This window comes from Sulfitobacter sp. 1A15106, from assembly GCF_043556995.1.
GTDB classification, from domain to species: domain Bacteria; phylum Pseudomonadota; class Alphaproteobacteria; order Rhodobacterales; family Rhodobacteraceae; genus Sulfitobacter; species Sulfitobacter faviae.
The window spans coordinates 35,633-49,819 of record NZ_JBIFFM010000007.1; the positions used below are offsets into that span (position 1 = coordinate 35,633).

Sequence of the window (14,187 nt, forward strand, 5' to 3'; positions counted from 1 at the left end):
CAGCCTTCGGCATACCATTGTATACGATCTTTCTCTTTGGCCCCGAATAGGCTAAAGCACGGCCAAACGCACCCTGAAACAGAGGAATTCGTCATGTCGAAGATCAAGGTAGAAAACCCCATCGTCGAACTCGACGGCGATGAGATGACCCGGATCATCTGGGATTTCATTAAAAAGAAGCTAATCACGCCCTATCTTGACGTTGACCTGAAGTATTACGACCTCGGCATCGAAGTGCGGGACGAGACTGACGACCAGATCACCGTCGACGCGGCCCATGCGATCCGCGAACATGGCGTCGGTGTGAAATGTGCTACCATCACACCTGACGAGGCACGGGTCGAGGAGTTCGGCCTCAAACGCATGTACCGCAGCCCCAACGGCACCATCCGTAACATCCTCGGCGGCGTGATCTTCCGCGAACCGATCATCTGCCGCAACGTGCCGCGTCTTGTGCCGGGCTGGACGCAGCCGATCGTCGTTGGCCGCCATGCCTTCGGCGACCAGTACCGCGCCACCGACTTCCGCTTCCCCGGCAAGGGCAAGCTGACGATCAAATTCGTCGGCGAGGATGGCGAGACCATCGAGAAGGAGGTTTTTGACGCGCCCTCCGCCGGTGTCACCATGGCGATGTACAACCTCGACGATTCGATCCGCGATTTTGCGCGCGCGTCCTTCAACTATGGTCTGAACCGCGGCTGGCCGGTCTATCTCTCGACCAAGAACACGATCCTGAAGGCCTATGACGGGCGTTTCAAAGACCTGTTCCAAGAGATTTTCGACGCGGAATTCGCCGAGGACTTCAAGAAGAAAAACATCTGGTACGAGCACCGCCTGATCGACGATATGGTCGCCTCGGCGATGAAATGGTCGGGCGGCTATGTTTGGGCCTGCAAAAACTACGACGGCGACGTGCAGTCGGACACCGTGGCGCAGGGCTTTGGCTCACTGGGGCTGATGACCTCGCAGCTGATGACGCCCGACGGCAAGATCGTGGAGGCCGAGGCCGCCCATGGCACCGTGACCCGCCATTACCGGCAGCACCAGAAGGGCGAGGAGACGTCGACCAACTCCATTGCTTCGATCTACGCTTGGACCGGCGGGCTGAAGCACCGGGGCAAGCTGGACGGAAACACCGCGCTGATCAACTTCGCCGAGACGCTGGAGAAGGTCGTGGTGGATACGGTGGAATCGGGTTTCATGACCAAGGACCTTGCCCTGCTGGTGGGGCCGGATCAGGGCTGGCTGACGACCATGGGGTTCTTGGAGAAGGTGGATGAGAACCTGAACAAGGCGCTGGCGGGCTGAGCCTGTCGGATGTTTGGAATGACAGAGGGCCGCACGATGCGGCCCTTTTCTATTTTTCGGTCACGCGTGCCACCCGGGCCCGGAACCATGCCGTAGGCGCCGGGCCATCGCCTGCCCGCCCGTCACGCCGGAGGCGTGCCGCCATATATGGGCGCACCTTTGGTGCGACCGGGTAGGCGATTTGTTTAGGCTGGGCGTGAACTCGCGGAACGCACAACATTGCTGAGCCATAAAGTGGCACGAGGCCACGTAAGATCGCCCACCCGCGGGCAGGCGATGGCCCTCATCGCGAAATTGGAGCCGCGCTGGCCCTCACTGCCCCCGGTTGTGCATCCGCGCGTAAAGCTTCGCGATGATCCCACTCGCCGTCTTCTCAAACAGGCACGGGATCAGCGCATGCACCAGCGCCGCGCCAGCTGCCGCGAACAGCAGCCCCGAAAACTTCAGCGCGAAGGCCATATGCTCCAGAAACGTCTCATCCACCTTGGCGGGATGGTCGAGGAAGATGCGTGCGATCATGGGAAACTCCTGTCTCTGCCTTTCTCCCACCCTAGCCGAGCCTGCTTGTGACGTTGTCTCAAATCTCTCCCGACAACCGCTTGTGCGCGAGAAGATTTCCCACCAAACTACCGCCATGATAACACTTGATGACATAGACCGCCGCATATTGGTCGAACTGCAACGCGACGCCGGCCAATCCCTTGAGGCGCTTGGCGCGGCGGTCCACCTGTCACGCAATGCCTGCTGGCGCCGCATCCGGGCGCTGGAGAACGCAGGCGTGATCAAGAACCGGGTGACGCTCTTGGACGCGGCGAAACTCGACCTCGGCCTCATCGTCTTTATCCAAGTCCGCACCAACGCCCATGCGCCCGACTGGCTTGAGAAGTTCTCCCGCGCCACGAAAGCCATGCCCGAGATCCTCGGCGTCTACCGAATGACCGGTGATCTGGACTATTTGATCCGGGCGCGCGTTCGGGATATGGCGGGATATGATCGCCTCTATCAGGACTTGATCCGCCGGGTGCCGCTATCGGATGTCTCGGCCAGTTTCGTGATGGAGGAGATCAAGGAAACCACCGAACTCCCGCTCTAAGGAAGACCGAGATGCATTACCTGTGGCTTATCATCGCCGTGGTGGCGGAAACCCTTGGCACGACCGCGGTGCAGGCTTCGCATCAATTCACCCGGCTTTGGCCTTCGGTGGCGGTGGTGGTCTTTTACATGATCTCTTTCTACTGCATGTCGCTGGCGCTGAAGGTCATGCCGGTTGGGATCGTCTATGCCTTTTGGGCCGGTCTGGGCATCGTGCTGATCGCGATTATCGGCTTCGTCCTCTTCGGTCAGCGGCTCGATCTGCCCGCGGTTCTGGGGCTTGTGCTGATTATCAGCGGCATTCTGGTCATCCACCTCTTTTCGAACAGCGCCACCCACTAAGGCTGCACCAGTGGCACAGCTTCGCGCAGTAAGGGGGGCGTCACGGCATTAGGGCTAGCAATTGTAGCCGGGGCGCGGTATGGGCGGCGCAATTATACGCGCAGCTTCAGGTTGGCGCGTCCCTCCCCTATCCAAAGGCTGACTTAATGGACCTGCGCAACATCGCAATCATCGCCCACGTCGACCACGGCAAGACGACGCTGGTGGACGAGCTTCTGAAACAATCCGGCACCTACCGTGAAAACCAGGCGACCACTGAACGCGCCATGGACAGCAACGACCTGGAGCGTGAGCGCGGCATCACCATCTTCGCCAAGCCGACCTCGGTCGTCTGGAACGACACCCGCATCAACATCGTCGACACGCCGGGCCACGCCGACTTCGGCGGCGAGGTTGAGCGCATCCTGTCGATGGTCGACGGCGTGGTGCTTTTGGTGGACGCCGCCGAAGGCCCGATGCCTCAGACCAAATTTGTGACCTCCAAGGCGCTGAAACTGGGCCTGCGCCCGATCGTCGTGCTGAACAAGGTCGACAAGCCGGATGCCGAGCCTGACCGCGCGCTGGATGAGTGTTTCGACCTTTTCGCCAGCCTCGACGCCACCGACGAACAGCTTGAATTCCCGCATATGTATGCCTCGGGCCGCTCCGGCTGGGCGGATGCCGAACTTGACGGGCCGCGCAAAGACCTCTCTGCACTGTTCGACCTGATCCTTGATCACGTCCCCGCGCCGAAGCAAATCGAAAACGCCGACAAGCCCTTCACCATGCTGGCCACCACGCTCGGCGGTGACCCGTTTCTAGGCCGCCTCCTGACCGGTCGCGTCGAAACCGGCACCCTGAAAGCGGGCCAGACCGTCAAAGCGATGTCGCGCGACGGCACCCAGATCGAGACCTTCCGCGCCACCAAAATCCTCGCCTTCCGCGGGCTGGAGCAGACTGCCATCGACGTGGCCGAAGCGGGGGACATCGTCTCCATCGCGGGCATGGCCAAGGCCACCGTGGCCGATACGCTGGCCGATCCTTCGGTGAACGAAGCGATCCCGGCGCAGCCGATCGACCCGCCCACCATCACCGTGACCTTTGGCATCAACGACAGCCCGCTCGCGGGCCGCGACGGCAAAAAGGTGCAATCCCGCGTGATCCGCGAGCGTCTGCTGAAAGAAGCGGAGAGCAACGTGGCGATCAAAATCTCCGACACACCGGGCGGCGAGGCTTTCGAAGTCGCCGGCCGCGGCGAATTGCAGATGGGCGTGTTGATCGAGAACATGCGCCGCGAGGGGTTCGAGCTGTCGATCTCCCGCCCGCAGGTGCTGTTCCAAGAGATCGACGGCGTGCGCCATGAGCCAATCGAAGAAGCCACCATCGACGTGGATGACGAATACTCCGGCGCGGTGATCGAAAAGATCACCGGCACCCGCAAGGGCGAGCTGGTCGAGATGAAACCCGCGGGCGCCGGCAAGACCCGGATCATCGCCCATGTCCCCTCGCGCGGGCTCATCGGCTATCACGGCGAGTTCCTGACCGACACCCGCGGCACCGGCGTGTTGAACCGCGTCTTCCACGGCTGGGCACCGCACAAGGGTCCGATCCCGGGCCGCCGCGCGGGCGTGCTGATCTCGATGGAGAATGGCACCTCGGTCGCCTACGCGCTGTGGAACCTCGAAGAGCGCGGCAAGATGATGATCGGCGCGCAGGCGGATGTCTACACTGGCATGATCATCGGCGAGCACAGCCGCGACAACGATCTGGAAGTGAACCCGCTGAAGGGCAAGAAGCTGACCAACGTGCGCGCTTCGGGCACCGATGACGCAGTGCGCCTGACCCCGCCGATGACGCTGAGCCTTGAAGAAGCGATTGCCTATATCGACGACGACGAGCTGGTCGAAGTGACGCCGAACGCCGTGCGTCTGCGCAAGCGCTACCTCGACCCGCATGAGCGCAAGCGGATGGCAAAAGCCAGCTAAGCTACGGTAAATCAGAACAAAACGGCAGCGCATTTTACGATGCGCTGCCGCTTTCATATCCGGGGCTCGGAGACCTCGCGGCGTTAAGTATCGCTTTCCTCGCGATCGATATGCCCACGCCTCGCCAAACTCAACGCTGCAATCAGGCAGAGGATGGCCCAAGCCCCGCCGCCAAGCCAGCCCGCCGCCACATCCGTCGGCCAATGCACCCCCATATAGACCCGGCTGATCCCAACGAGCAGCGTGAGCAGGACGGCAACCGCCAGCGTATAGACCTTGAGCGCCCAGCGTTTCTGCGCCCGCGCCACCATCGCGCCAAGGGTGAGATAGGCCACCGCCGCCATCATCGAATGCCCCGAGGGGAAGCTTGCCGTATGCACGAGCGAGCCATGCGGGACGAGGTCGGGGCGCGGACGGTCGAAAAACTCCTTGGCGATGCTGCTCAGCACGATCCCCCCGCCAACGGTGGCAAGGATGTAAAGCGCGGTCGACCACCGCCGTTGCAGCAGGAAAAAGAGCGAGACGACGACGGTCGTCAGTACCAGCACCGCGACCCCGCCCAACGCCGTCAAATCGCGGCCAATTTCCTCGACCCACCACGGGCCGATGGGATCGGAAAGGTCGCCGGGCGTGCGCAGGAACAACAGGATGTCACGGTCAAGGCTGCTGGTGCTGCCTTCGACGACCTCTTCGGTCAGTTCGGCCAATGTCCAAACGGCTGTGATCGAAAGCCCCATCAGGGCCAGTGTCGTCACCTCCACATGGCGGCGGCACCATTGGGCAAAAGCGGATAGTCGGTCGAAGGTCATGAGAGATCAACCACCCTCCCCTTGGAAGGTTCCACCCCGGCAATGCAAGACGCCCCGCCTATCGTTCAGGCAGGGCGTTTTAGGGTCATTCGTCGGTTTCGACGATCATCAATTCGCGCTCTGACGCCCCTCGCGCATGGCTCAACGCCGCTTGATAAGCATCGGAATGATAACATTTTTCGGCCGTTTCGACATCGGGGAAACGCGCCACCACGTTGCGCGGCCGCTCTTTACCCTCAAGCTGAACGAACCGCCCACCGCGGGCGATGAACTTACCGCCATGTGCCGCAATGGCCTCGGTGGCGCCGGCGGCGTATTTCTTATACGCCTCCTCATCGGTGACGGTGACATGTGCAATCCAAAGTGCGCCCATGGGCCTTATCCTTTCAAGATGTTCTCAGCCGCGGCAATCGCCGCCTCGGCATTCTCCGCCGAAGCGCCGCCGCCCTGCGCCATGTCGGGACGGCCACCGCCGCCCTTACCGCCCAGTTCGGCCACCGCCGCTTTCACCATGTCGACCGCCGAGAGGCGATCTGTCAAATCCTTCGTCACACCGCCCGCGACTGCGGCCTTGCCGCCGGTGTCGGCGATCAACAATACCGCGCCCGAGCCGAGCTTGGCCTTATGTTCATCCACCAGACCCGGCAGGTCTTTGCCCGTGATACCGCTCAGCACTTGGCCTACGAATTTCACGCCGTTCACCTCGCGCGCTTCGGGCGCAGCCGCGCCGCCGCCCGACATCGCCAATTCACGACGCAGCTGCGCCACTTCGTTGGACAAGCTGCGGCGTTCGTCCAACAATGCACGCACCCGTTCCGGCACGTCACTGGCCGAAGTTTTCAACTCCGCCGCGACCCGGCTCAGCGCCGCTTCCTGCTCGCGCAGCCATGCCAAAGCCTCGGTCCCGGTCAGCGCTTCGATCCGGCGGACGCCCGCGCTGCTCGCGCTGTCTCCCAAAAGGACGAAGGCGCCGATATCACCCGTCTGCCGCACATGGGTGCCGCCGCAAAGCTCCAGCGAATAGGTCGACTTGTCGCTGCCCTTGCCGGACCCTTCCAACTGCCCCATCGAGACGACACGCACCTCGTCGCCGTATTTCTCACCAAAGAGCGCCTGCGCGCCCATGGCGCGCGCATCGTCCGGCGTCATGATCCGCGTCTCAACCGGCGTGTTCTGGCGAATGTAATCATTCACCTCACGCTCGACTTGGCTCAACTCTTCCTGCGTCAGCCCCTTGGCATGGGAGAAGTCAAACCGCAGACGATCATGCGCATTCAGCGAACCGCGCTGCGAGACATGATCCCCAAGCGCGTTGCGCAGGGCCTCGTGCAGCAAGTGCGTGGCCGAGTGGTTGGCGCGGATGGCACTGCGCCGCAAACGATCCACCTCAAGAACAGCGGTCTGCCCCGGCTTCACCTCGCCTTCGATCACATGGCCGAAATGCACGAAAACGCCCGCCGACTTTCGCGTATCGGTCACGTTCACAATACCGGTCTGCGTCCGGATCACGCCGGTGTCGCCGACTTGCCCGCCGCTTTCGGCATAAAACGGAGTCTGGTTCAGCGCGACCTGCACATCGCTGCCTACTGCGGCGGCTTCGACCTGATCACTGCCCTGCACCAAAGCGACGATCTGCCCCTCGGCGCTTTCAGTGTCATAGCCCAAAAACTCGGTCACGCCGCTTTTGTCGGCCACATCGAACCAAACGGTAGCATCCGCAGCTTCGCCCGATCCGGCCCAAGCCGCACGGGCCTTGGCCTTCTGCGCCGCCATCGCCGTGTCGAACCCCTCGGTATCGACCGCACGGCCCTTCTCGCGCAGCGCATCCTGCGTCAGATCAAGTGGGAAGCCATATGTATCATAAAGTTTAAATGCCGCCTCCCCCGGCAGGGTCGCCCCCTCGGGCAAACCGCTCAACTCATCATCCAGCAGCTTCAGACCGCGATCCAGCGTTTGGCGGAAACGGGTTTCCTCCAACAGCAAAGTCTCACGGATAAGCGATTGCGCCTGCCCCAACTCAGGGTAAGCCGCGCCCATCTGCTGCACCAAGGATGGTACCAGCTGATGCATTAAAGGATCCTTAACGCCGAGCAGATGCGCATGGCGCATGGCGCGCCGCATGATCCGGCGCAGCACATATCCGCGGCCTTCGTTGGAGGGCATCACCCCATCGGCAATCAGAAAGGAGGTCGACCGCAGGTGATCCGCGATCACCCGGTGATGGGTCTTGCCCGGCCCGTCTGGATCGGTCGAAGAGGCATGGGCGCTGGCCTCGATCAGGTTGCGCATGAGGTCGGTGGCATAGTTGTCATTCGTTCCCTGCAACAGCGCCGCCACCCGTTCGATCCCCATCCCGGTATCGATTGACTGGTTGGGCAGCGGCTGGCGCGTGCCGTCTTCGAACTGCTCGTATTGCATGAAAACGAGGTTCCAGATCTCGACGAAACGGTCACCGTCTTCCTCGGGCGATCCCGGAGGGCCGCCCCAAATGTGATCGCCGTGATCGTAGAAAATCTCGGTACAAGGCCCGCAGGGACCGGTGGGGCCGGCGGACCAGAAGTTATCATCCGTCGCGATGCGAATGATGCGCTCATCCGGCAGGCCGGTATGGGCCTTCCAGATTTTAACCGCTTCTTCATCGGTATGGTACACTGTGACCAAAAGGCGGTTCGGGTCGATGCCGAACTCCTTGGTCAGCAGGTCCCAAGCAAAGGGGATCGCTTCGGCCTTGAAGTAATCCCCAAAGCTGAAGTTGCCGAGCATCTCGAAAAACGTGTGATGCCGCGCGGTATAGCCGACATTGTCGAGGTCATTGTGCTTGCCGCCAGCCCGCACGCATTTCTGCGCCGAGGTGGCACGGCTGTAATCGCGCGTCTCGACCCCGGTGAAGAGGTTCTTGAACTGGACCATACCGGCCGCAGTGAACATCAATGTCGGGTCGTTGCGCGGCACCAGCGGGCTGGAGGGCACGATCTGATGCCCCTGCGCATCGAAATAATTCAGAAAAGTTGAGCGAATTTCATTCAGCGTCTTCATGGCGAGGCCTTCCGGGGCAGATTTGATCGGTCCCAAATACCCCTCAGTCCCGGCGCTGTCCACCGTTCCTGCCCATGAAAAAGGGGCGCAGCCTTTGGCCACGCCCCTTCGTAAATTCAAATTGTCAAATCAGGTTCAAGCTTCAAGAATATCCGCGTCGTCACCGCCGGAGCCCTCAAAGTCCAACCCGTGGGCCGCGCGGATCTTATCTTCGATCTCCGACGCCATAGCAGTGTTCTGTTTCAGGAAGTTCTTTGCGTTCTCACGCCCCTGCCCGATCCGTTCATCCCCGTAGCTGAACCACGAGCCGGATTTATCGACCACACCGGCCTTCACCCCAAGGTCCAGCAACTCCCCCATTTTGGAAATGCCTTCGCCATACATGATATCGAATTCGACCTGTTTGAAGGGTGGCGCCACTTTGTTCTTGACGATCTTGACCTTCGTTGCGTTGCCAACAACCTCGTCTCGGTCCTTCAGGGCGCCGATCCGGCGGATGTCGAGACGGACGGAGGAGTAGAATTTCAGCGCGTTGCCGCCGGTGGTGGTCTCAGGAGAGCCGAACATCACGCCGATCTTCATCCGGATTTGGTTGATGAAGATAACCATACAATTGGACCGGCTGATCGACCCGGTGAGCTTGCGCATCGCTTGGCTCATCAAACGGGCCTGAACACCGACATTGCTGTCACCCATCTCACCTTCAAGCTCGGATTTCGGCGTCAGGGCCGCGACGGAGTCGACGATCACCATATTGACCGCGCCAGAGCGTACCAGCGTATCGGTGATCTCAAGCGCCTGTTCACCCGTGTCGGGCTGGGAAATCAACAGCTCGTCAATGTCCACGCCAAGCTTTTTCGCATATTGCGGATCAAGGGCATGTTCCGCGTCGACAAAGGCGCAAACGCCCCCCGCTTTCTGCTGCTCTGCCACGCAATGCAGCGTCAGCGTTGTCTTACCCGAGGATTCCGGGCCATAAATCTCAATGATGCGCCCCATCGGCAAGCCACCGATACCAAGCGCGATATCAAGGCCAAGCGAGCCTGTGGAGCTGGCTTTGATATCCTGGATCGCCCCTTCGGCCCCCAGTTTCATAATCGACCCTTTGCCGAACTGACGTTCGATCTGGGCCAGCGCGCTGTCGAGCGCCTTTTGCTTTTCTGCGGTTTTCTTACTGTCCATCGTCAAAAGATCTGCCGTTGCCATTAGGTTCATTCCTTAGTGTCACAGTGGCGCCCCGGCGGCAATCGCCTGCGCGCTGCGTCGCTTATGTTCCTCTAATGTTCCATATGAGGGTAAATGCGGAACATTTCAACGACTTTGTTTGTCCTTTATGTTTTGGCGAGAATGGTAAAGAAATGGTTTACCCAAACTAGAAAGGGCCGCCTGCAGCCCAAGGTAAGACGCAATTGATTGTTTTTTTTAAAGAACGTTTGGCTTTTTTGTCGGTCCCAAAGACCGGAACCACCGCCTATGAGAAAGCACTGGCGCCGCGGGCGGATATGGTGATTTCCGATCCGCCCATGCTGAAGCATGCGCCGGTTTATCGCTATAATCGTTTTATTCGACCAATGTTTCTAAAAGTTTGCGATGCCGAGCTTGAGCTGATGGCGGTAATGCGCGAACCGATCTCTTGGCTGGGCAGTTGGTATCGCTATCGGCAGCGCCCCTTCATGAAGGGCAAGCCGAACAACACTTTCGGGATCACTTTCGACGAATTCGTCCTCGCCTATATGAAGGGCGACAAGCCGGGCTTCGCCGATGTGGGGAGCCAGCTGAAGTTCATGGAGGCCCAACCGAACGGCACCGGGATCACTCACCATTTCCGCTATGAAGATCAGACGCGGCTCCGTCGCTTTTTGGAAGAGCGGCTCGACGTGACGCTGACCTTGGGGCAGGAGAATGTCTCTCCCAAGATGGAGCTAGCGCTTTCCCCGAATGTGGAAAAACGCTTTCGTCGTAAGTTCGCGGCGGAGTTTGAGCTTTACGAGTCGATTACATAGCCCTGCCCCGCGTGATGCTCAGTGCAGCTGATTGTGGACCGTTGTGGTCAGGTCAGTGAGAGAGAAGGGTTTCGGTAGGAAGACAGAATTCGGAATTTTCGACTGTTCTTGACCGAAGTTATCCTCCGCATAGCCCGAGACAAAAACAACCCGCACATCCGGGCGTTGTTTTAGCGCTTGGCGCACCCAGCTTGGCCCATCCATACCGGGCATAACGACGTCTGTTACGAATACATCGATATCCAACTCCTTATCTTCGAGCATCATTAACGCGGCTTCGGCAGATTCGGCTTCTAGGACCGTGTAGCCGCGAAGCCGTAATGCGCGGCTTGCGAAGGCCCGCACGGGTGCTTCATCTTCCACCAGAAGGATCACCCCGTCGGACCGCTGAAGCGGGCTTTGATCCGGCGATGCGGGGGGCTTTTTCGCGACCGCAGTGGGCTGGCCCTCCAGCACGGGGAAGTAGAGGGTAAAACATGTGCCCCTGCCCAACTCACTGTCGAGAAAGATGAAACCGCCCGTTTGTTTGACGATGCCATAGGCAGTGGAGAGGCCAAGGCCGGTGCCCTCGCCGGTTCGCTTAGTGGTGAAAAACGGCTCGAACACCTTTTGCAGCTTATCCTTCGGAATGCCCGTGCCATCGTCATGCACCTGCACCGTGACGTAGCGGCCTGCGGGCACGCTGACCCGATCTCTTTCAAGCGGTTGGTCGAGGCTCGTCACCTCGGTCACGATACGGATCTCGCCTCCGGCGGGCATGGCATCGCGAGCGTTGACGACGAGGTTCATCAACACCTGCTCCAACTGGCGCTTATCCGCGCGGATCGGGGCGAGAACGGGGTCATGGCTGAGGGTCAGCGTTACTTTTTCGCCCACCAGTCGGTTCAGCAAATGCGTGAGATCGGCGAGGGTATCGCGCATGTCGAGCGTCTCTGGCCGGAGGGTTTGTTTGCGCGAAAAGGCGAGGAGTTGCCCCACAAGCGCGGCCGCACGGTTGGCGTTTTGGTTGATCTGGACCAGATCGCTGAAATCCGGGTCACCCTGATCATGCCGCAGCAAGAGGAGGTCACAATGCCCGGAAATCGCCGTCAAAAGGTTGTTGAAGTCATGCGCCACGCCCCCGGCCAACTGCCCGATGGCTTGCATTTTCTGGCTCTGCACGAATTGCGCCTCAAGCGATTTGAGTTCGGTCGCGTCCTGCAGCACCGCGATGAGGGCCGCCTCGCCTGCTTCGGATATGCGGTTGAGTGAGACCTGAACGAAGACCTCCTGATCCGTTCGGGTGAGCCTGAGAAATTCGGACTTTTGAACCAACCGCCCTGCAAGACTGTCTTGCAGCCAGTCCGAGATCGAGCGGCCGAGCCCCTCCATCAGATGCGAAAGATGGGTGCCGCGCCGCAGCGATACGCCGAGCAGCTTCCCCGCCATACGGTTGAAGGCCAATACCGTTCCATCGGGGCGCAGTTTGATCATCGGCACGGGGAGGTCTTGAAACGTTTCCCAGCCTAATTCATTGGGAGAGGGAGCCCCTTCGGGCGGCGGCAGAAGATAGAGTGCGCGGCGGTTCGCGCCGGCTTCAACCTCGGCCACCAGTACCTGCCGGTTTCCTTCCGCGGTGGCGATTTCGGTCACGGTTCCGGGGGTTAGTGGTAGGGAATTAAACAATCGGTCGAGTGACTTCACCCGTTGCCCGACCAGTATGCGCGCTGCTTCATTCATGAAAAGGATCGCCCCACCCCGGCCCAGCATGACCATTGGCAAGGCCATGCTTTCTTGCGCACTGCGGGAGCCCTCACGGGGGCCAATGCTTTCAACCCGCCAAAGCAGACGGTCGGCTGACAGATGGTGCACCGATAGGCGCATGGGGCCGGACCGGGTGATCACCTCTTCCCGCGCATTGCCGTTGGCGGTGGCGCGTGATTGCAGACGGTAGAGAAGGCCCACGGGATTGGCGAAATGCGCTCGTAAGGCCTGCGCGAGGGTTTCTTCGCCGACCTCGCCGAACTGCTTGAGAGCCGCCTCGTTGCGGTAAATGACTTGCCGATCGGAGGTGGCGATGAAACTGGGTGCGGCGTCTTTTGCGATGAAGTCCGCGACTCCATCCGCGCTGACCCGAATCCGGCCCCTATCCCATAGAAGAAAGACGATGTAACCAGTTGAAATAAAACCCAATGTGGCCGCCGAGGCGGCAAGGGCAAGCTGCAACGTCGCATCGGTGCTGCGCAGCGCCAGCGCGCCAAGGGCAATGGCCATTACCACGAGCAGCCAAAGCCGCCCGAGCTTCGCCTGCTGCCCAATCCCTGAATGCCCAACGCCCTGCTGCACGCACATCCCCTAACAACCGAATCATACGACTATTACGTGCGACAGAGGTTAAGCAGGCTTTAACCGAAAACGGTTTGCACGCATTGGTTGATTATGAGTAAATTTATTCGCGCGTCAACTGTGTAGAGAAGAACCCGTCGCCATCGGGGGTCACGTCATAGCGATCCATGCGGGCGACTTTCCATTCTGGGTTGCGGGCGAGAAAGGCTTCGACCCGCGCCTCGTTCTCCTCTCGAAACAGGGAACAAGTGGCGTAAGCCAAGACACCGTCACGGGCGGTAAGCCCTGCCGCCGTATCGAGAATTTGATCCTGAATGGCCGTCAGTTCTGTCAAACGTTCAGGGGTCAGGGTCCATTTTCCCTCTGCCGCGCGGCGCCATGCGCCGGAGCCGGAACAGGGCGCATCGCAGAGAACAATGTCATAGGGCGCGCCCGCTGCGGCCTCATCGGTATTGACCAGGGAGATTGCGACACCCGCGCGATCGGCGCGGGGGGGAAGGTCGCTCATCCTGCGGGGGTCGATGTCGTGGGCCGTGATCTCGCGCAGGGGGTCCATGGCCAAGGCCAAGGCCTTGCCGCCACCCCCGGCGCAGTAGTCGAGCACCCGCCCCCCCTGCGGCAGCGCGGCGACAACAGCTTGGCTCGACGCATCTTGCAGTTCGACATAACCATCGGCGAAGGCGGCGGAATTTCGGATACGCCGCGCGCCTTCGGTCACGGTCAGCGCGGCCTCGGCAAGCGGGTTGGCGCGGGTTTGGACACCCTCTTCGGCCAGCAGTTCTTGCGCCGCGGGCACGGCGATCCGCGCCGTGCTGACCCGCAGGCAGATCGGCCCGCGCTCTTGAAGCGCGAGGGCTGCGGCATCCGCAGTCTCCCCAAGCGCCGTATCGAACAGGGGCAGCAACCAGTTGGGCAGGTTCAGCCGCGTTGCGCGATCCTCGGGCGCTGGCGGGATAGCCCGTTCATCCTCGGACAGCGGCGCAGGCGCATGGCCCGCCCCTGAGAAGAGCGCGTCAAGGTCTGCCCCCTGCCCGTGCAGCACACCGATCATCAACGCGCGGCCCGTCTCCCCCTTGCCGTAATGCGCCGCGCTGCGTTTCTGGCGCAGCACGTCGAACACATGATCGCGCACGGCGGCACGGTCCTTGGATCCCGCGAAACGGCTTTGACGCGCCCATCGGGTCAGCGCCTGTTCGGCGGCCAGCCCCCCGGCAATTGCGTCCAGAACTTCAATCGCAGCCGATACGCGCGCGCCGGGGGTCATGGCATCTTCCTTCTGGCAAAGAACGGCCCGCGGGCCGTTGCTTC

The 14,187-nt window shown here is 60.8% G+C and carries 12 protein-coding genes; 5 read left to right on the forward strand and 7 right to left on the reverse strand.

What is annotated here, in order from left to right:
- Positions 1 to 93 precede the first annotated feature (93 nt).
- Positions 94 to 1,308, forward strand: coding sequence for an NADP-dependent isocitrate dehydrogenase (locus ACGYKA_RS12230; protein WP_394409191.1), 1,215 nt, complete (start codon positions 94 to 96; stop codon positions 1,306 to 1,308).
- Positions 1,309 to 1,620: 312 nt separating this feature from the next.
- On the opposite strand, the gene ACGYKA_RS12235 is transcribed toward ACGYKA_RS12230, so the two are convergent.
- Positions 1,621 to 1,827, reverse strand: coding sequence for a DUF6356 family protein (locus ACGYKA_RS12235; protein WP_394409188.1), 207 nt, complete (start codon positions 1,825 to 1,827; stop codon positions 1,621 to 1,623).
- Positions 1,828 to 1,942: 115 nt separating this feature from the next.
- Between ACGYKA_RS12235 and ACGYKA_RS12240 the strand changes: the two genes are divergently transcribed.
- From ACGYKA_RS12240 to typA, 3 genes are all read left to right on the forward strand, one after another.
- On the forward strand, positions 1,943 to 2,401 hold the full coding sequence (locus ACGYKA_RS12240) for an Lrp/AsnC family transcriptional regulator (RefSeq protein WP_394409185.1): 459 nt from the start codon (positions 1,943 to 1,945) through the stop codon (positions 2,399 to 2,401).
- 11 nt (positions 2,402 to 2,412) lie between these two features.
- Complete coding sequence (locus tag ACGYKA_RS12245) at positions 2,413 to 2,742, forward strand: multidrug efflux SMR transporter (protein WP_067262978.1); 330 nt, start codon at positions 2,413 to 2,415, stop codon at positions 2,740 to 2,742.
- A gap of 146 nt (positions 2,743 to 2,888) precedes the next feature.
- Positions 2,889 to 4,706, forward strand: coding sequence for a translational GTPase TypA (gene typA, locus ACGYKA_RS12250; protein WP_209218798.1), 1,818 nt, complete (start codon positions 2,889 to 2,891; stop codon positions 4,704 to 4,706).
- 83 nt (positions 4,707 to 4,789) lie between these two features.
- Here the strand turns inward: typA and ACGYKA_RS12255 are convergent, their stop codons facing one another.
- The 4 genes from ACGYKA_RS12255 to recA all read right to left on the reverse strand — a co-directional run bounded on the left by ACGYKA_RS12255 (position 4,790) and on the right by recA (position 9,757).
- Complete coding sequence (locus ACGYKA_RS12255) at positions 4,790 to 5,515, reverse strand: phosphatase PAP2 family protein (protein ID WP_394409182.1); 726 nt, start codon at positions 5,513 to 5,515, stop codon at positions 4,790 to 4,792.
- Positions 5,516 to 5,600: 85 nt separating this feature from the next.
- Positions 5,601 to 5,888: a DUF1330 domain-containing protein gene (locus ACGYKA_RS12260; RefSeq protein ID WP_093741992.1), complete on the reverse strand. Its 288-nt coding sequence runs from the start codon at positions 5,886 to 5,888 to the stop codon at positions 5,601 to 5,603.
- 5 nt (positions 5,889 to 5,893) lie between these two features.
- Positions 5,894 to 8,551: an alanine--tRNA ligase gene (alaS, locus tag ACGYKA_RS12265; RefSeq protein ID WP_394409179.1), complete on the reverse strand. Its 2,658-nt coding sequence runs from the start codon at positions 8,549 to 8,551 to the stop codon at positions 5,894 to 5,896.
- A 135-nt stretch (positions 8,552 to 8,686) separates the two neighbouring features.
- The gene (gene recA / locus ACGYKA_RS12270) at positions 8,687 to 9,757 is read right to left on the reverse strand and encodes a recombinase RecA (protein ID WP_067261794.1); all 1,071 of its coding nucleotides are present in this window, start codon (positions 9,755 to 9,757) and stop codon (positions 8,687 to 8,689) included.
- 203 nt (positions 9,758 to 9,960) lie between these two features.
- Between recA and ACGYKA_RS12275 the strand changes: the two genes are divergently transcribed.
- Positions 9,961 to 10,554 carry a gamma-glutamyl kinase gene (locus tag ACGYKA_RS12275; protein WP_394417999.1) on the forward strand — a complete coding sequence of 198 codons (594 nt, stop codon included), beginning with the start codon at positions 9,961 to 9,963 and terminating at the stop codon, positions 10,552 to 10,554.
- An 18-nt stretch (positions 10,555 to 10,572) separates the two neighbouring features.
- Here ACGYKA_RS12275 and ACGYKA_RS12280 read toward each other — a convergent pair whose 3' ends face one another.
- Both ACGYKA_RS12280 and ACGYKA_RS12285 read right to left on the reverse strand, forming a co-directional pair.
- Entirely contained in the window at positions 10,573 to 12,807 is a 2,235-nt protein-coding gene (locus ACGYKA_RS12280; RefSeq protein ID WP_394409739.1) for an ATP-binding protein, read from the reverse strand.
- Positions 12,808 to 12,982: 175 nt separating this feature from the next.
- Positions 12,983 to 14,143 (reverse strand): RsmB/NOP family class I SAM-dependent RNA methyltransferase, encoded by a 1,161-nt coding sequence (locus ACGYKA_RS12285; protein WP_394409173.1) that lies wholly within the window; start codon positions 14,141 to 14,143, stop codon positions 12,983 to 12,985.
- Positions 14,144 to 14,187: the final 44 nt, after the last annotated feature.